This is a genomic window from Janthinobacterium tructae (genome assembly GCF_006517255.1).
In the GTDB taxonomy this organism is placed as follows: domain Bacteria; phylum Pseudomonadota; class Gammaproteobacteria; order Burkholderiales; family Burkholderiaceae_D; genus Janthinobacterium; species Janthinobacterium tructae.
In genome coordinates this window covers 2,884,471-2,901,535 of sequence record NZ_CP041185.1, presented here as the reverse complement: position 1 = coordinate 2,901,535, position 17,065 = coordinate 2,884,471, and the positions used below count along the sequence as shown (strand labels likewise).

Sequence of the window (17,065 nt, the reverse complement as noted above, 5' to 3'; positions counted from 1 at the left end):
CCCGCCCCGGCTTTTTTACGTGCGCAAAATGGCCGTCTTGATAATATATACAGGCAAACTGTGCAGTCTACCTGCCTATCTGTTATACTGATGGCCGTTGATCCACCCCACGGCCACCATGAGCACCCCACAAGAAGAACACAACGATCACGATCACGAGCACGTGCTGCAACTGGCCGGCGAATTGCGCATCCTGGTCGGCAAGCTGCGCCGCCGCCTGCGCGAAGAAGCGCATCTGGGCGATGTCAGCATGTCGCAGGCATCCGTGCTGAGCCGCCTCGAGCGCGATGGCCCGGCCACCGCCAGCAGCCTGGCGCGCGCCGAAGGCATGCGGCCCCAGTCGATGGCCGCCACCGTGCAAGCGTTGACGCAAGCGCGCATGGTGACGGGCTCGCCCGACCCGGCCGATGGCCGGCAGACGCTATTGACCCTGACGGACAGTTGCCGCACCTGGATCGCGGCCAGCCGCGCCGCGCGCGAAGACTGGCTGGCGCGCACCATTGAAACCCGGCTCACGCCGGACGAAGTTACCGAACTGAACCATGCAGTGGCATTGCTCAAACGCTTGGCGCAGTGATCCGCTGAATTTTCCACCACGACCCCGGCAAGGAGCCCGCACGCCCAGATGAACAACACCTTCCGTTCGCTACGCATTCCCAATTACCGTATCTGGGCCGGTGGCGCCCTGGTGTCGAATATCGGCACCTGGATGCAGCGCACGGCGCAGGATTGGCTGGTGCTCAGCGAATTGACGCAGCACAATGCCAGTGCCGTCGGCATCGTCATGGCCTTGCAATTCGGCCCGCAACTGCTGTTGCTGCCCCTGACGAGCATGGCAGCCGACTTGCTCGACCGCAGGAAATTGCTGCTGTGCACGCAGGCGGCCATGGGCTTGCTGGCGCTGGGACTCGGGATCTTGTGCATCAGCGGCCTGGTACAACTGTGGCATGTGTATGTGTTTGCTTTCCTGCTGGGCTGCGTGACGGCCTTCGATTCGCCCGTGCGCCAGACGTTTGTTGCCGAAATCGTCGGCGAGGAAGACCTGACGAACGCCGTGGCGCTCAATTCCACCTCGTTCAATGCGGCGCGCATGCTGGGCCCCGCGGTAGCAGGACTGCTGATCAGCAGCGTCGGCAGCGGCTGGGTCTTCATCATCAACGCCGTCTCGTTTGCCGCCGTGATCGGTTCGCTGTTGCTGCTGCGCGTGCAGTTGCTGCGCCGCGTGCCGCGTATCAAGGCCACGCGCGCCAGCCTGGGCGAGGGTTTCCGCTACGTGCGCCAGCGGCCCGACCTGATGGCCATCATGCTGATGCTGTTCCTGATCGGCACCTTCGGCTTGAATTTCCCGATTTTCCTCTCGACCATGTCGGTCACGGCCTTCCATGCGGGCGCCGGTCAGTATGGCGTGCTCAGTTCCATCATGGCTTGCGGCTCCGTAGCCGGCGCGCTGCTGGCGGCGGGCCGTGGCCAGCCTACGCTGGCCTTGCTGCTGGGGGCGGCGGCGCTGTTCGGCCTGGCCTGCGCGCTGGCCGCCGTAATGCCCAATTATTGGCTGTTCGGCATGATGCTGGTGGTCATCGGCATCGCCGCGCAAACGTTTACCACCAGCGTCAACAGCAGTGTGCAATTGTCGACGGCGCCCGCCATGCGGGGCCGCGTGATGGCCATCCTGCTGGCCATCTCGGCGGGCGGCACGCCGCTGGGCGCACCCGTCGTGGGCTGGGTGGCCGATACCTTCGGCCCGCGCTGGGCGCTGGGCATCGCCGCCCTGTCGGGGCTGGCGGCGGCGCTGGTCGGCGTGCGCTACCTGGTCAAACATCATCAGTTGCGTGTGAATGTCGATGTGCGGCGCTGGCGCGTGGCGCTGAGCAGCGACCAGCATTGATCGCCAGTCTTAGCGTGCCGGTGTTGCCGGCGGCGCCGGGCGCAAGGGGTTCGGCGGCGCGGGCGGCGGTGGCCGGTCGCGCGTGGCGAAGCCGCGCGGCAGCAAACGCGCCGTTTCTATGCCACGCAGGAACATATTCTGGAAGGGCGTGGCCAGGTAGGGCAGGACCATGCTGATCACCAGCAAGCCCACGCCCAGGGTCACGGGAAAACCGATACCGAAAATGTTCAGCTGCGGAGCGGCCCGCGTCAAAATGCCCAGCGCCACGTTGGTCAGCAGCAGGGCGGCGATGATGGGCAGCGAAATCTGCAGGCCGGAACGGAAGATTTCCCCGCCCCAGGCCGCCAATTGCTGGAAACCGCCGCCGCTGATGGGACTCGATGAAATGGGCAGGCTGACAAAGCTTTCCGCCAGCGCCGCCAGCAAGACCAGGTGGCCGTTGACTGTCAAAAACATCAAGGTGGCCAGCATGACGAGGAACTGGCTGATGGCGGAAGACCTGCCCTTGGTTTGCGGGTCGAAGAACGAGGCGAAGCCCAGGCCCATGGTGAGACTGCTGAGCTCGCCAGCCATTTCGACGGCGGAAAACACGATGCGGATGGAAAAGCCCATGGCCAGGCCCACCAGCATCTCTTGCGTCAGGATCAGCAAGCCGGGCAAGGACATCGGGTTGACGGCCGGCAAGGCCGGCACGGTGGGAGCGATGATCATGGCCAGCAGCGCGCCCAGGGTCACCTTGACGCTGGCCGGCACGGCCGCATTGCCGAACAGGGGCGCGGCCGCGATCAGGCCGAGGATGCGGCTAAGCGGCCACAGCAGTGCTGCGATCCACGTGTTCAGTTCGATGCTCGACAGGGTCAGCATGGCAATGGTGGCGGCACTAACCCACCAGGTTCGGAATGCCCGTAAATACCTGGCGCATGTAGTCGAGCATGACGGACAGCATCCACGGACCGGCCACGACGAGGGCGACAAAGATGCCGACCAGCTTGGGGATGAAAGACAGGGTCGATTCGTTGATCTGCGTGGCCGCCTGGAAAATACTCACGATCAAGCCGATGATGAGGGCGACGAGCAGCATGGGCGCGGCCACCATCAGGGTGACTTCCATCGCATGGCGGCCCAGGGTCATGACGCTTTCGGGTGTCATCGTACGTCCCCTAGTAAAAACTCTGCGACAGCGAGCCCAGCAGCAATTGCCAGCCATCGACCAGCACGAACAGCATCAGCTTGAACGGCAGCGAGATCGTCGCCGGCGACATCATCATCATACCCATCGACATCAGCACGCTAGCGACCACCATGTCGATGATCAAAAACGGGATGAAAATGGCAAAGCCGATCTGGAATGCCGTCTTCAGTTCGCTGGTGACGAAGGCGGGCACGAGGATGCGCAGCGGCACGTCTTCCGGGCCTTGCAGGGCAGGCGAGCGCGACATCTTGGCAAACAGCGCCAGGTCGGCCTGGCGCGTCTGCTTGAGCATGAAGGTTTTCAGGGGATCGACGCCCTTGTCCATCGCCTGCTGCATGCTGATTTTGTTTTCCTGATAAGGCAGATAGGCATCCGTGTAAATCTTGTCGAACACGGGGCCCATGACGAACAGGGTCAGGAACAGGGCGAGCCCCACCAGCACTTGGTTCGGCGGCGCCGATTGCGTGCCGATGGCCTGGCGCAGCAGGGAAAGCACGATGATGATGCGCGTAAAGCAGGTCATCATCAGGAGGGCCGCCGGCAGGAAGGTGAGCGACGTCATCAGGATGAGCGTCTGCACCGGCAGTGAGTAATTCTGTCCGCCGCCCGGCGCCGGCGTGCTGTTGAAGGCCGGGATACCCGGCTGTGCCATGGCCCACAGCGGCAAGGCCAGGGCGGCCGCCGCCAGCAGCCAGGTCAGGGGAGTCTTTACGTGGGACCATGCCATCTGCTGCTTATTTCCCATTGCGTTTTTCGATGGTCTGTTTCAGCCACTCGGAAAAATTGGCGGCCGCGGGGCCGTTTTGCGTCGTTGCCAGTTGCGGCAACTCGCCTTCCTGGCGCGGCATGGTCGCCAGCGCGTTGATGCGGCCGGGCGAGGCGCCGACGACGATCCACTGGTCGGCCACTTCGACGAGGACGATGCGTTCGCGTCCGCCCAGGTTGAGCGAACTGACGACGCGCATCTTGTTGTTGCCGCCCATGACTTTGGGACCATAGCGCTTCATGAACCAGGCCAGGCCGATCAGCAGGGCCAGCACGAACACCAGCGCGAAGATGGTTTGCAGCAAGCTGCCGGCCGAGCTCGTCGGCGCCATCGTCATGGGCGCGCCCGCAGGCATGGCGGGCAGGGCGGCGGCAGGTGCGGGTACCGCTGCAGCGGCGGCAGCGGGTTTTTCAGATGCCACTTCGGCAGCTGCGCTGGGCGCCGCCGTTTCGGCCGGGACCGAAGCTGGTACGGGCGCCGAAGCCGGCGCCGCCAGCGCAATGCTGCATGCCGCCATGAGCGGCAGCACGGTGGAAATCAACAGGCCAGGCTTCATTTATTCAATTTTCGGATGCGTTCGGAAGGCGTGATGATGTCGGTCAGGCGGATACCAAACTTGTCATTCACCACCACCACTTCGCCCTGGGCGATCAGGCAGCCGTTCACCAGCACGTCCATCGGTTCGCCCGCCAGGCCGTCGAGCTCGACCACGGAACCCTGTGCCAGTTGCAGCAGGTTCTTGATGGCGATCTTGGTGCGGCCCAGTTCGACTGTCAGCTGCACGGGGATATCGAGGATGAAATCGATATCGTTGTGCGTTTCCGACTTCGACGCCTGCTTGGAAAAGTCCTTGAATACGGCGGCGCTGGCCGCGCTGGCCGTATTGGCGGCCTGGTTTTGCAGCGCTTCGGCTTCCGCCTTGGCCTGCTCGGCAATGGCCGCGCCCCAATCGTCTTCCGCGCTTTGGTCGTCTTGGTTGTCAGACATGTGTTTCTCCTGTTGTACAGATACGGACCGCAACGCGGCCCGGGTAGTTATTTAGTGATTATTCATGTTATCGGAATTTGCCAACAACTTTTCAACCTTCAGCGCATATTGTCCGTTCAACACGCCATATGTGCAATCCATCACGGGCACGCCGTCGACGGTGGCGGCGATCAGTTCGGGTATGTTCAGTGGAATGATGTCGCCCACCTTCATGTTCAAAATCTCGTCGAACGAGACGCGCGCCGTGCCCAGCGACGCCACCAGTTCGACTTCGGCGATCTGGATCTGCTGCGTCATCAGGCGGATCCAGCGCTTGTCCACTTCCAGCGCTTCGCCTTGCAGGCTCGAGGTCAGCGAATCGCGGATCGGTTCGATCATCGAATACGGCATGCAGAAGTGGATTTGTCCGGAAACGGAGCCCAGTTCCACCGTAAACGTCGAGGCGACGACGACCTCGTTCGGTGTGGCGATGTTGGCGAACTGTGTGTTCATTTCCGAGCGGATATATTCGAACTCGACGGGGAAGACCGGTTCCCACGACTTGGTATAGGCTTCAAAGACGATGTCGAGGATGCGCAAGATGATGCGCTGCTCCGTCTGCGTAAAGTCGCGTCCTTCGACACGCGTATGAAAACGTCCGTCGCCGCCAAACAGGTTGTCGACCAGCAGGAACACCAGGCCCGGATCGAAGACCATCAGGGCCGTGCCGCGCAGCGGCTTCATGTGGACCAGGTTCAGATTGGTCGGCACCACCAGGTTGCGGATGAACTCGCTGTATTTCGAGACGCGCACGGAACCCACCGATACTTCGGCACTGCGGCGCAGGAAGTTGAACAGGCCCACGCGCAGCAGGCGGGCGAAACGCTCGTTGATAATTTCCAACGTTGGCATCCGGCCGCGCACGATGCGCTCCTGCGTTGCCAGGTTGTAGGTACGAACTCCCGTGACATCTTCCGGCGCCTGCGCGTCGTCCTGGTCTCCGTTGACGCCCTTCAGGAGGGCATCGACTTCTTCCTGGGAGAGGAAATTATCGGCCATGGCTGCTTATTGAATGATGAATGCGGTAAATAATACGTCCGTCACGTCCTGCTCCGGCCCTTTGTCCTCGAACGGCTGGTTCACCTGATTGATGATTTCGGCCGCCAGTTGCTGCTTGCCTTCCACGGTATTGAGTTCGGAAGCCTTCTTGCCAGACAGCAGCAGCAGCAAGCGGCTGCGCACTTTCGGCATGTTGACCTTGATCAAGTCCATTTCTTCCGCGCTGCTGGCCTGCAAGGTGAAGGCGATTTGCAGGTATTGCTCGCCATTTTCCGGCTGCAAGTTGACGGTGAAGGAGTCGATGGGCACGAAGACGGGCGGACCAGCCTTGGAAGCGGCATGTTTTTTCTTGCTGGGCGCCGCTTCTTCTTTATCGGCCTTGCCATGCAGGAAGTACCAGGCTGCACCGCCACCGATGCCGCCAGCCACCAGCACCGAGGCCAGCACGATGATCAGAAGCTTCTTTTTCGAGGCGCCGGGGGGGGCCAGGCCTGCATCTGCTTTCGGATCTGCTTTCATTTTTGGATTTGCTTTCAATGGTACTCGAGTGCATGGAAGTGGATCACGCCGCCATTATGTCATTATCGGCAAATTCTGCGCAGAAGGATGCAGTGAAAAGAGGGCGGAAGCGCCCTCAACTCGCTGTTTTTAGACGAAAAGTTACTCTCTGGGGGGCACCTGAGGCCTGCGGCCGACGAATTGGCCTCAGGCAAAGGTATCCACTGCACTCAGGCTGGGCCGGCTGCGTCCGCCCGCCGCCGGCGCGATGGCGATCTCGCCACCGGAGACGCCGCCGCCCTGGCCGTTGCCGCGGCGTTCGCCCGAGGTGGCACGCTCGCCATTGTTTTGCTGTTCCGGCGTGCCGGCCGAGACGGTGGCGCTGCCGAAGGCGATACCCGCTTCGCTCATCATCTCGCGCAGGCGCGGCATGGCCGCTTCCAGCGCCTGGCGTACTTCGGGCTGGGCCGACATGAAGGCGGCATCGGCCTGGTCATTGGTGACCGTCAGGACCACTTGCACAGGCCCCAGGTCGGGCGGATTCAGGGTCAGGGTGGCGCTCTGGTCGCCACCGGCCGCCATCCACACGACTTTCTGTCCCAGCTGCTGGTCCCAGGCCGGCGTGCCGACCCGGCCCGTCAGCTTGTCTGCCGGCACGGCCACAGCGGCGGCGGCCTGCTGCAGCGCGCCTGGCTGCAACTGGGCCGCCAGGCGGCTCAGGTCGGCAGGTGCTTCCTTGATGATCGCGTCGCCCACGGCGCTGCCAGCCTTGGCCGTGGCCGCCAGCTGCGCATCGATGGCCAGCTTGCCCGGCTCGGCCTTGCCGCTCGGCACGCTGGCGCCTGGCGTGGCCCTTGTCTTGCCCTGGGCCTGGCCCAGGCTGTCGGCAAAGTCGCCGCTGTCGGCTTGCGCGATGACCGTGGCGGCGGCCTTGCCGCTGCCCTGGCCGGCTGCCAGCAAGGCCCCTGTTGCCAGATTCTTGCCGTCGGCCTTGACGCTGGCGCGCGCGGGCAGTTCCGGCGCGGCCTTGGCCGCTGACGGCTGGATGGCCAGCTGGATGCTGCCCACCAGGGCCAGCATCTCGGCGGCCGGATCGGCAGGCGGCGGGACTGTCGCGGCGGGCACGCTGGCCTCGGCCGTGGCGCTGTCGCTGGTGGCGGGCGCCTCGCTGGCCGGCGCGGAAGGCTGTTCCTTGTTGGCGGCCGGTTCGCTGTCCGCGTGCATCGGCGTCGTGTCCTTGGCCGGCGCCTGGGTGGGCGCCTGCGTGGCGGCATGGCTGGCGGGGCGGGCTGCCGCCGACGCTTGTCCTTGCGCTTGCTCCATATTGCGGCTGGCCTGGCGTTGCTCGATCTGGCGGTTCAGGGTGCGCTGGAAGTCGCCCGCCGTGCTGCTGGTGGGGGGCTGGCTGCGGTTGGCGGCGCCCGGCGTGGCGTTCGGCGAGATAATCTGGGAAATCGGTGTAGGCTGGGTTTGCATGATGCTGCCTCAGTGTTGCTTAGCGTTTGTAATAGGCTTGTCGCGCCGCGTGCTCATCCATTGCTTTCTGGTCGCGCTTGTTTTCCAGCTTCAGCGCCTGTTCCTGCGCCCGGTTATTCAGGGTGGTGTACGACATGCGCTTGCGTTCGGCCAGTTGCCAGCGCATCTTTTCATTCTCGCTGCGCGCTTGCGCATGCTCGACCACTTGCTGCTGGCCCTGGATGGCGCTGTCAAGCTTGACCATGAAGGCCTGGAAATTGCGGTAAGCCATGGGCGTGATGCCGTTGCTCATGCTCGCCTCGAAGCGCTGGGCATAATCGTCGCGGTAGCCGGACAGCATGTCGAGCTTCTGGCGGCAATCGTCGAGCGCTTTCAGGGCCGCGCCCAGGCGCTTGGCGCAATCGTCCGTTTCGCGCTGGGCAAGGTCAATCAGGGTTGCAAGTTGGGAAGGAGAAGCCATGCCTGATTATATTCCCGCCATGCAAGCCCTAATCAGTCGAATAGAGCGGTAAGTTGCCCCAAGCTCTCGTCCATGCTGACCCGCTCGGTGATTTGCTGTTGCAAAAATGCCTCGATCTTTTCATGCAGGGCGATGGCCTGGTCCAGTACGGGGTCGGTGCCGGCGCTGTAGGCGCCCACGCTGATCAGGTCGCGGCTGCGTTCATAGCGCGAATACAGCTGTTTCAGCTTGCGCGCCTGCTGCTGGTGTTCATGCGTGGTGATCGAGTGGGCGGCGCGCGAAATCGATTGCTCGATGTCAATGGCGGGGTAATGGCCCGCCTCGGCCAGGCGCCGGTTCAGCACGATGTGGCCATCGAGAATCGCGCGCGCCGAGTCGGCGATCGGGTCTTGCTGGTCGTCGCCCTCGGTCAGTACGGTGTAGAAGGCGGTGATCGAGCCGCCGCCTTCCTCGCCATTGCCGGCCCGCTCCACCAGCACGGGCAGCTTGGCGAAGACGGACGGCGGATAACCCTTGGTGGCAGGCGGTTCGCCGATGGCCAGGGCGATTTCGCGCTGCGCCATGGCGTAGCGGGTCAGCGAATCCATGATCAACAGCACGTTTTGCCCCTGGTCGCGGAAATACTCGGCAATCGCCGTCGCATACGCGGCGCCCTGCAGGCGCATCAGCGGCGGCGTGTCGGCCGGCGCCGCCACGACGACGGAGCGGGCCAGGCCTTCCGCACCGAGGATTTGCTCGATGAATTCCTTGACTTCGCGTCCGCGTTCGCCGATCAGGCCGACGACGATCACGTCCGCTTCCGTGTAGCGGGCCATCATGCCCAGCAGCACGCTCTTGCCCACGCCGGAACCGGCGAACAGGCCCATGCGCTGGCCGCGGCCCACGGTCAGCATGGCATTGATCGAGCGCACGCCCACGTCCAGCGTGGTCACGATGGGCGCGCGGCCCAGCGGATTGGCGGGGCGCACGTTGATGGGGGCGCTATCGGTGGTGAGCAGGGGACCCAATTGATCCAGCGGCCTTCCTGCGCCGTCGAGCACGCGGCCCAGCAGTTGCGGTCCCACGGGCAGGTGGCGCGCGCGGTCGCTGGGGCGGCGACGCGGATGCGCCACGCTGCCGGGGCGGGGGATGGCCGGTTCGACGGAAAACACGCGCGTGCCGGGCACGATGCCTTCGACGTCGCTTTGCGGCATCAAAAACAGGCGCTCGCCTTCGAAACCCACGACTTCCGCCTCGACCCGCCCGCCATTTGGCAGCGGCACGGTGCAGGCGGCGCCGACGGCCAGGCGCAGGCCCACCGCTTCCATCACCAGGCCGGCCACGCGCGTGACCCGGCCCGATATTTGCATCGGTTCCACAAAGCCGACTACGGCCGAACAGTCGCTCAGGTAGGCGCGCCAGCGCGCCGCATGGGCAGTGGGGCCTTTGACGGGCTCGCTCACGGCGCCAGCCAGTCCAGGTCCTTGCCCAGCGCATGCGTCAGGCGCTGCCAGCGGGTGGAGCTTTGCGCATCGATCTGGTTGCTGGCCGTGTCGATCTTGCAGCCGCCGCGTTCCACGGACGGGTCTTCGATGACCCTCCAGCCACCCTTGTCGAGCTCATCGCCGATGCCGTCGCGCACGACTTGCGCATCCTCCGGATTGAGCATCAGCAAGGCCGGTTGTTGCAGCACAGGCAAATATTCGATGGCTTCGCGCACCAGCGGCAGCATCAGCTCGGGGCGCACGGGCAAGGCCGTCTTCAGCATGGCCTTGGCCAGTTGCAAGGCCAGTTCCATGACGTCATTGGCGATCAGTTCATCGGCCTGGTGCACGGCCGTGCCGAAGTCGACGGCGATGGTTTGCAGATGCGCCAGTTCCACGCCGGACGCCGCCTTGCCTTCGGCATACGACTGCGCATGGCCATCGGCATGTCCGGCCGCGTGGCCTTCCGCATAGCCGGCAGCGCGGCCCTCATCGAAGGCCGTGGCGCGCGTTTCTTCGCGGATGGCGTCGAGTTCTTCCTGCGTCGGGTATTCCAGCGGCGCGGCCTGCTCTTCTTCCGACAGTTCGCCGTATGGATCCATTTCCGGGTCGAATTCGGGTTCAGGATCGGGGTCGAGCAGCTTGCGCGCCGCCACCACGCTGGGACGCTCGTCGCCAAACGAGGTCATTTCCCAGCGCTGGTAAGCGGTTTGTTGCTCTTTGGGTATTAAATTAGACAAACGAATCCTCGCCTTTTCCACCCAGTACTATCTGCCCTTCGTCCGCCAGGCGGCGCACGATTTGCAGGATCTGTTTCTGCTGCGACTCCACTTCCGACAGGCGCACGGGGCCTTTTGATTCCAGGTCTTCGCGCATCATCTCGCCGGCACGCTGCGACATGTTCTTGAAGATCTTGTCGCGCAGCTCTTGCGAGGCGCCTTTCAGGGCGATGATCAGCATTTCCGACTGCACTTCGCGCAGCAGCAGCTGGATGCCGCGGTCGTCGATGTCGATCACGTTGTCGAACACGAACATTTCGTCCATGATCTTTTGCGCCATGTCGTTGTCGTAGTTCTTGATATTGTCCATGACGGAGCCCTCCTGCTCGCCGCTCATGAAGTTGAGGATCTCGGCCGCCGCGCGCACGCCGCCCAGCGACGATTTCTTGATGTTCTCGTTACCGGACAGCAGTTTCGTCAGCACATCGTTGAGTTCGCGCAAGGCGGCCGGCTGCACGCCGTCCAGGGTGGCGATGCGCAGCACCACATCGTTGCGCAGGCGGTCCGTGAAATGGCCGAGGATTTCGCACGCCTGGTCGCGTTCCAGGTGGACCAGGATGGTGGCGATGATCTGCGGGTGTTCGTTGCGGATCAGCTCGGACACGGATTGCGAATCCATCCATTTCAGCGATTCGATGCCGGACGCATCCTTGCCGCCCAGAATGCGCGACAGCAGCACGGACGCCTTGTCGTCGCCCAGCGCCTTGGTGAGGACTTGGCGGATGTATTCGTCCGAATCGAGGCCGACGGTGGAATTGAGTTCCGTCTGTGAGCGGAAGTCGTCGAGCACCTCGACCACTTGCTCGTGCGCGATGCCCTTCATGGTGGCCATGGCGGCGCCCAGTTTCAGCACTTCGCGCGGGCCGAGGAATTTCATGACCTCGGCCGCTTCGCTCTCGCCCAGTGCCAGCATCAGGATCGATGCTTTTTGCAGTCCCGTTGTCTCACTCATTATTGCCTATCCATGCTTTGATTACGTTGGCCACCACGCGTGGGTCGTCCTGTGCCAGTTTCCTCGCCATCGCCAGGTTTTCGCGATAACCGCGGGCCGTATCTTCTTCCAGTTCTTCCAGTTCCGCTTCGCTGAGCAGGACTTCGTTTTCTGCGCCGTCCTTGGCCAGTTCCGGCTCGATGACGGGCGGTGGCGCGCCGAAATCGTCGATCTTGCGCATCACGGGGCGCAGCATCGGGCGCACGATCTTGATGAAGATATACAACAGGATCAGAGCCGTGATGAGGAACTTCGCCAGTTCCTTGGCCAGCGGCAAGTTGGCCGGGTCGCGCCACCATTCGAGCTTGCCTTCCGGCGCGCGGTCGATGCCGTCGAAGGGCGAGTTGGCCACGCTGAAGCTGTCGCCGCGCTCTTTGTTGTAGCCCATCGCTTCCTTGACCAGGTTATTGATCTGCACCATTTCGGCAGGCGAAATCGGCTTGACCGTGACCTTGCCATCCTTGTCGAAGCTGCGGCGGTAGTTGACGACGACGGCCACCGACAGGCGGCGCAAGCCGCCCATGGATTTCTGCTCGTAGCGCACGGTCTTGTCAACTTCGTAATTTGTCGTCGATTCCTTCTGGCTCGGTGCCGTCGCTGCGCCGGCCGGTGCGCCTGGCGCTTCCGCCGTCAACGGCGCCGTCGCCACGCCTGGCGGCTGGTTCGACAGCGCGCCCGGCACGCCGGACGGGTTGGCATTGCCGGCGCCCGTCGATTCGCTCGTTTGCTGGCTGCGGATGGTGGACGCTTCCGGCGGCGAGTTCGGCTTGTAGGTTTCGGCCGCCTGCTCGCTTTGCGAGAAATCCACGTCGGCCGTCGCTTCGGCGCGCACATTGCCTTCGCCGACGATGGGCAGCAAGATCGATTCGACTTGCTTGATCACGCTTTGCTGCAACTGCTGCACGTACTTTAACTGGTTCGGGTCCAGGCTCTTGATGCCATTGGCGCGGTCCTTGTCCTTTTCCTGGTTCGACAGCAAGGTGCCGGCCTGGTCGACCACGGTGACATTGACTGGAAGCAATTCCGGCACGCTGGATGCCACCAGGTGCACGATGGCGCTTACCTGCAATTGGTCGAGGCCGCGGCCCGGATGCAGGTTCAGCAGCACGGAAGCGGTCGGTTTTTGCTGTTCGCGCACGAAGACGGACGGTTTCGGCAGGGCCAGGTGGACGCGCGCCGTATCGACGGCGGACACCGATTCGATCGATTTGGCCAGTTCGCCTTCGAGCGCGCGCTGGAAATTGACCTGTTCCAGAAATTGCGACACGCCCAGCTTCTGGTTTTCCATCAGCTCGAAGCCCACGTTGCCGCCTTTCGGCAAGCCTTGCGCGGCCAGTTTCAGGCGCGCATCGTGGACTTGCTCGGTGGGCACGAGAATGGCGCCGCCGCCTTCGGAAAACTTGTGCTTGATGCCCAGCTGGTCCAGCGACGCGGTGATGGCGCCGCCGTCGCGGTCCGTATAATTGGAAAACAGGACCTTGTACTCGGGTGGCTGGTTCCACATGTACAGGGCCACGCCGATGGCAATCAGTGCCGCCACACCCAGGCCGCGCAGGAAATTCTTGCCCATCGGCGTCTTGGCGAACGCTTGCACGGACTCCACGGGCGAGCGGGCAGGGGCCGGTTCCGGCGGTATGCGGTTCACATCGATTTCTTCGGCTACAGCCATGATTGCCTTCCAGGGCGTGTGGTTTGACGGGTGTTGGGTGGTGCGTGGGGTTCGCTTCCTCGGGAGGAGGGGCGATATGCAGAATTATCCGCCACTGTCACGCGCTTCAATCGTCCAAACAGAAGGCGCTTTTGCCGCCTGCTCGGCCGAGCGGCTGGCGTTGGCGCTGGTATTGTGGAACCCTGGCAACATGTGACGGAAGTTATTGTACCCGTCGTTGCCTTGCAAGCCAGGGTTTTGTTCTCTGGGTGCAACAGGCATGGAACAGATATGAAGCAGACCAGAATCGGGAGGCAAAGTGAAAACAGGCGGTATCGATAGCAGCAGGATCGAGGCGATGATCGCGCAACTGAAGTCGGCGGCCACGCGGCCGGAGGCGAAAATACCGGCGATCCAGACCGAAATGCCGGCAGCGAAGGTGAATTTTGCCGACGCCTTCAAGAGCGCGCTCGATTCCGTGAGCAGTTCGCAACAGGCGTCGTCGGCGATGGGCCAGCGCTTTACCATGGGCGACGAAAAGGTCAGCCTGTCGGACGTGATGGTGTCGATGCAAAAATCGAGCATCGAATTCCAGGCGACGGTGCAGGTGAGAAATAAACTGGTTTCAGCGTATCACGAGATCATGAATATGCAGGTGTAAACGTCGCACCAAAGCTACTGCGCGGCGCCCTTTGCGGCCTGCGATGCTCGCTGTACTTCAGTACAGTTGCGCGTCTCGGCCACAAATCATCGCCGCTCGCTACGCTTTGGCGTGACGTTTTGTGGCATTCAATTCTTCCTTAACTTAACCCCGCCATGCGTGCGTTGCGCTCACGCTCCAGCCGCGTGATATAGCGCTGCACGTGCGCCAGCATGCTGCGCGGCAGGTCGACGAACTGGCAGCCCAGGCGGCGGTTCAGCTTGTTGTTCAGCAGGGTCATGTCCAGCGAATTGCGAATTTGCAAGGTGGCGCTGACGATGCCGACGTCAGGCAAGTCGATGCGGCAACCGGGATAGTCCCTGCCGATGGTCTCGCCCAGTATCAGTTTATTGTCCAGGATGGCGATGCCGCCGCAGCTGATGTCGGCCAGCGGAAACGGGGCGTCGGCGCCGCCCAGCGAGGGGGGCAGGGGAATCGAGACGCGCACGGGATTGCTCACGGGCGTGGTCATGCGGTAATACTCGCGCCGCTGCAGGCGGATCAATGTTTCTGGAATGGCAATTTTCAAGGCGGGTGTGCCGCCGTAATTGCACTCTTGCACCATGGCACTGGCAAACAGGATGCGGATCTTGTCGAGCGACGTTTCAAACGAGATGCCCTTGGCGGCCAGCATGCGCCGGTTCTGGTCGTTGTTCACGGAACGGTCGAGGATGACGGTATTGTGGTCGGCATCGACTTCCAGGATGGAAGTGACGCACACATCGGATTCACCGTGGATCAGCATGCGGATCAGCTGGTTCTTTTCGCTGATGCTGCGCAGCAAGGCGACGATTTCCCGCCGCGATTCCACTTCAAAGTCATGCCAGTTTTCGAGGCCGGAATCCATAATATGTGCTTGCATTGATGCCTGTCTATGTATCGGTGAGGTGGACGCTGGTGTCGGGCGGCGGCGGGATCGGTCCGCCATTCGCAGATTCAATATGATATAACCAGGCCAGCAGTTCCGCAATCGCCCGATACAGGCCGGGCGGAATCTGGCGGTCCAGGTCGACATCCATCAGCAGCGCCACCAATTCCTTCGATTCATGCACGAAGACGCCGTGTTCGCGCGCCGTGCTGATGATCTGGTCCGCGATCAGGCCGCTGCCCTTGGCCACCACCTTGGGCGCCGGCGTGCCGCTCTGGTAGGCCAGGGCGACGGCCGTCTGCGGCACCTTGCGCTTGGTGTCGTCAAGCATCATCTGCTTCGGCTGGCCCGGCCGCCTCCGGCTTGCCGGCGATCGTCAGTGACGACAGGGGCCAGCCAGCGGCGTCCAGCGACGCTTCCAGGCGCGCCGCATGCTGGCGCAAGGTATCGGCGCTGGTCTCGCTGCCGGCCTGCAGCTGGATGGCCACCCGGCCGCCCTGCAAGACCACATGCGCGGCCAGGTCGCCCAGCAGGGGGAACTGGAAGCGCACATTGCTGCGCCAGGCCGTCGCTTCCTCGTCGCCCTCCGTGCCAGCGTGCTGTTGTCCTTCCGGCGCATCCTGGGTGATATCCCACTGCATCTTCTGGCCGGGCCAGGCTTCTCCCTGCCACTGCACGCGCGCCTGTTCGTGCGTATGCAGCTGTAAATTGATCAGCTGCGCCGAGGCCAGGTCGGTGCCCGTCCTGGGCGTCTCGCCCGGCGCGGCCTTTTGCATTTGCGGTTCCAGCAGCAGCGAGGCCAGCGGGCGCTTGCCTTCGGCCCATTCGGCCACGTGCGATTCATAGAACAGGCCGCTGCTGCCGACCGTGTCGCGCAGCTTTTGCGCCACCTGGGCCGGATCGGCTCCCGGCGCTGCCATCAGCGGCGTCTTGCCGACCAGCGCCAGGGGGGCGCCGGGCACGCTTTCAGCCTGGCTGAGTACGCTGCTGATGGCGCGCGCGGTGGTGCTCAGTTCCGGTGCCGGTGTATCGCCTGCCAGGGCGGGCAGCAAATTGGCCGGCGTCAGGGGGGCGCGGCTGAGCAGGGTGGCGGCCGTGCTGCTGGCGCGCGTGCCCGCCTGGGCGGCACCGGTCTGGGGACCGCGCAGGTCAGCAGCCTCGGGCTCGGATTCTGCATCCGCATACGTCAGCAGGGCGCTGGCGGGCTGGTCGCGGTGAGTGCCGATTTGAAACGAGGGGCGGGGATTGATGCCGATCAGGGTCAGGGGAATCTCGGTGCCCAGCTGGGCGCCTGCGGGCAGCTGCATGCGGGCCGGCGTACCGGCCACGCGCACCAGGTAGCTGCCATCGCCCATGCGCGCCAGCACCTGGCCCTGCATGGATTTGCCGATCAGTCCCTGCAGCGAGCGCTGGAACTCGGCCTGGCGCGGGTCGGCGACGGCGTCGGCCGGGCGCGCGCCCTTGACCGGGGTCAGGGGCGGCATGCCGATCGCATCCATCTTCGGCAACATGGCGCCCCCGCTTGCGTTTAGACGCCGTAGGCGTTGGCCAGGCGCCGTTCGGTGCCCGTGCTGTTGATCAGCTTGGACAAATGCGCCATCCACGGCATGGTCAGGTCGCGGATCTTGCGGTCGTCTTCCAGTATCTGCTTGATCAGGGCGACCTTGCGCTGGCGGCCGGCGCTTTCCAGCACGACTTTTGCTTCATTCGCTTTCAGCGCTTCCACGTGCGCGCTCACTTGCTGCTCCAGCGCTTCGAACGCGTCCCAGTCTGCGTTGCTGGCGGCCGTCACCATCCGGCCCGTCAGGGTCTGCATGGTTTCATAGGTGCTCAGGACTTCTTGATTGGTCATCATGGCTCAGGCGCTCGCATAGTTGGAGATGCGGGTAGCAGATGCATCGCTAGCGGCAATATTCATGCCGGAAGGCGTGCCTATGGCGTTCCAGGTGTCGCGCAGGTCGGTCAGAAGGCGCTGTATCTCTTCGAGGATGTTCAGGTCATTTTTCAGGTTGGCCGTCAGCAATCGCGCGCCCATGTATTCATACAGCGCATCGAGGTTTTCGGCGATCTCGCCGCCCGCATTCTTGTCCAGGCTGGCGCGCAGTCCCTGGTCGATCAGCTGCATGGCGCGTGAAATGGACTTGCCCTTTTCCGGGATGTTGCCAGCTTTCATGTGCATCTGCGCGCTCAGCACGGCTACTAGGGCGCCGTCGTACAGCATGGCGATCAGCTTGTGCGGGGAAGCGGCACCTATGCCCGTTTCCAGGCCAACCTTGGCGTAGGATTGCGCGCCTTTGTTCGATGATCCAAACAT

Annotated in this window: 22 protein-coding genes; 3 read left to right on the top strand and 19 right to left on the bottom strand. The window is 63.3% G+C overall.

All coding sequences use genetic code 11. From position 1 onward, the window contains the following. The first annotated feature begins 118 nt into the window (after window positions 1-118). Together FJQ89_RS12605 and FJQ89_RS12600 are read left to right on the top strand one after the other, a co-directional pair. On the top strand, window positions 119-577 hold the full coding sequence (locus FJQ89_RS12605) for a MarR family winged helix-turn-helix transcriptional regulator (protein ID WP_141170423.1): 459 nt from the start codon (window positions 119-121) through the stop codon (window positions 575-577). Between the two features lie 48 nt (window positions 578-625). After that, window positions 626-1,885: an MFS transporter gene (locus FJQ89_RS12600; protein WP_141170422.1), complete on the top strand. Its 1,260-nt coding sequence runs from the start codon at window positions 626-628 to the stop codon at window positions 1,883-1,885. A 9-nt stretch (window positions 1,886-1,894) separates the two neighbouring features. Here the strand turns inward: FJQ89_RS12600 and fliR are convergent, their stop codons facing one another. The 14 genes from fliR to FJQ89_RS28450 form a co-directional block, all read right to left on the bottom strand. Next, window positions 1,895-2,749, bottom strand: a complete 855-nt coding sequence (gene fliR, locus FJQ89_RS12595; RefSeq protein ID WP_141170421.1) for a flagellar biosynthetic protein FliR — start codon at window positions 2,747-2,749, stop codon at window positions 1,895-1,897. Window positions 2,750-2,765: 16 nt separating this feature from the next. Next, the gene (gene fliQ / locus FJQ89_RS12590) at window positions 2,766-3,035 is read right to left on the bottom strand and encodes a flagellar biosynthesis protein FliQ (protein WP_071075857.1); all 270 of its coding nucleotides are present in this window, start codon (window positions 3,033-3,035) and stop codon (window positions 2,766-2,768) included. Between the two features lie 10 nt (window positions 3,036-3,045). Continuing rightward, a complete protein-coding gene (gene fliP / locus FJQ89_RS12585; protein ID WP_141170420.1) occupies window positions 3,046-3,804 on the bottom strand; it encodes a flagellar type III secretion system pore protein FliP in 759 nt (252 codons plus the stop codon). Window positions 3,805-3,811: 7 nt separating this feature from the next. Then, window positions 3,812-4,399: a flagellar biosynthetic protein FliO gene (gene fliO, locus FJQ89_RS12580; protein ID WP_141170419.1), complete on the bottom strand. Its 588-nt coding sequence runs from the start codon at window positions 4,397-4,399 to the stop codon at window positions 3,812-3,814. Further along, window positions 4,396-4,830, bottom strand: coding sequence for a flagellar motor switch protein FliN (gene fliN / locus FJQ89_RS12575; protein ID WP_034754038.1), 435 nt, complete (start codon window positions 4,828-4,830; stop codon window positions 4,396-4,398). The genes fliO and fliN overlap by 4 nt, the downstream gene beginning before the upstream one ends. Before the next feature lie 51 nt (window positions 4,831-4,881). Then, window positions 4,882-5,868 carry a flagellar motor switch protein FliM gene (gene fliM, locus FJQ89_RS12570; protein ID WP_071075860.1) on the bottom strand — a complete coding sequence of 329 codons (987 nt, stop codon included), beginning with the start codon at window positions 5,866-5,868 and terminating at the stop codon, window positions 4,882-4,884. A 6-nt stretch (window positions 5,869-5,874) separates the two neighbouring features. After that, window positions 5,875-6,387 carry a flagellar basal body-associated protein FliL gene (gene fliL, locus FJQ89_RS12565; RefSeq protein ID WP_071075861.1) on the bottom strand — a complete coding sequence of 171 codons (513 nt, stop codon included), beginning with the start codon at window positions 6,385-6,387 and terminating at the stop codon, window positions 5,875-5,877. A gap of 186 nt (window positions 6,388-6,573) precedes the next feature. Further along, on the bottom strand, window positions 6,574-7,842 hold the full coding sequence (locus FJQ89_RS12560) for a flagellar hook-length control protein FliK (protein WP_243136537.1): 1,269 nt from the start codon (window positions 7,840-7,842) through the stop codon (window positions 6,574-6,576). Window positions 7,843-7,861: 19 nt separating this feature from the next. Next, window positions 7,862-8,302, bottom strand: a complete 441-nt coding sequence (gene fliJ / locus FJQ89_RS12555; RefSeq protein ID WP_071075863.1) for a flagellar export protein FliJ — start codon at window positions 8,300-8,302, stop codon at window positions 7,862-7,864. A gap of 32 nt (window positions 8,303-8,334) precedes the next feature. Beyond that, the gene (gene fliI / locus FJQ89_RS12550) at window positions 8,335-9,651 is read right to left on the bottom strand and encodes a flagellar protein export ATPase FliI (RefSeq protein ID WP_243136568.1); all 1,317 of its coding nucleotides are present in this window, start codon (window positions 9,649-9,651) and stop codon (window positions 8,335-8,337) included. 89 nt (window positions 9,652-9,740) lie between these two features. Beyond that, on the bottom strand, window positions 9,741-10,454 hold the full coding sequence (locus FJQ89_RS12545) for a flagellar assembly protein FliH (RefSeq protein WP_141172772.1): 714 nt from the start codon (window positions 10,452-10,454) through the stop codon (window positions 9,741-9,743). A gap of 43 nt (window positions 10,455-10,497) precedes the next feature. Further along, complete coding sequence (gene fliG, locus FJQ89_RS12540; protein WP_141170418.1) at window positions 10,498-11,496, bottom strand: flagellar motor switch protein FliG; 999 nt, start codon at window positions 11,494-11,496, stop codon at window positions 10,498-10,500. After that, the gene (gene fliF, locus FJQ89_RS12535) at window positions 11,489-13,204 is read right to left on the bottom strand and encodes a flagellar basal-body MS-ring/collar protein FliF (RefSeq protein WP_141170417.1); all 1,716 of its coding nucleotides are present in this window, start codon (window positions 13,202-13,204) and stop codon (window positions 11,489-11,491) included. Before fliF ends, fliG begins: the two co-directional genes overlap by 8 nt. An 84-nt stretch (window positions 13,205-13,288) precedes the next feature. Next, on the bottom strand, window positions 13,289-13,645 hold the full coding sequence (locus FJQ89_RS28450) for a hypothetical protein (protein WP_243136610.1): 357 nt from the start codon (window positions 13,643-13,645) through the stop codon (window positions 13,289-13,291). On the opposite strand from FJQ89_RS28450, the gene fliE reads away from it, so the two are divergent. Further along, window positions 13,542-13,844 carry a flagellar hook-basal body complex protein FliE gene (gene fliE, locus FJQ89_RS12530; RefSeq protein WP_243136536.1) on the top strand — a complete coding sequence of 101 codons (303 nt, stop codon included), beginning with the start codon at window positions 13,542-13,544 and terminating at the stop codon, window positions 13,842-13,844. The genes FJQ89_RS28450 and fliE overlap by 104 nt on opposite strands. A 139-nt stretch (window positions 13,845-13,983) precedes the next feature. On the opposite strand, the gene FJQ89_RS12525 is transcribed toward fliE, so the two are convergent. Genes FJQ89_RS12525 through fliS form a run of 5 tightly spaced genes read right to left on the bottom strand, consistent with a single transcriptional unit; the run spans window position 13,984 to window position 17,065 of the window. Continuing rightward, entirely contained in the window at window positions 13,984-14,730 is a 747-nt protein-coding gene (locus tag FJQ89_RS12525; RefSeq protein ID WP_141170416.1) for a flagellar brake protein, read from the bottom strand. A gap of 25 nt (window positions 14,731-14,755) precedes the next feature. Then, window positions 14,756-15,082: an EscU/YscU/HrcU family type III secretion system export apparatus switch protein gene (locus FJQ89_RS12520; RefSeq protein WP_099764446.1), complete on the bottom strand. Its 327-nt coding sequence runs from the start codon at window positions 15,080-15,082 to the stop codon at window positions 14,756-14,758. Continuing rightward, entirely contained in the window at window positions 15,075-16,262 is a 1,188-nt protein-coding gene (gene fliK, locus FJQ89_RS12515) for a flagellar hook-length control protein FliK (protein ID WP_141170415.1), read from the bottom strand. The genes FJQ89_RS12520 and fliK overlap by 8 nt, the downstream gene beginning before the upstream one ends. Before the next feature lie 17 nt (window positions 16,263-16,279). Next, window positions 16,280-16,606: a flagellar protein FliT gene (locus tag FJQ89_RS12510; protein ID WP_141170414.1), complete on the bottom strand. Its 327-nt coding sequence runs from the start codon at window positions 16,604-16,606 to the stop codon at window positions 16,280-16,282. 3 nt (window positions 16,607-16,609) lie between these two features. Continuing rightward, window positions 16,610-17,065, bottom strand: coding sequence for a flagellar export chaperone FliS (gene fliS / locus FJQ89_RS12505; protein ID WP_100874121.1), 456 nt, complete (start codon window positions 17,063-17,065; stop codon window positions 16,610-16,612).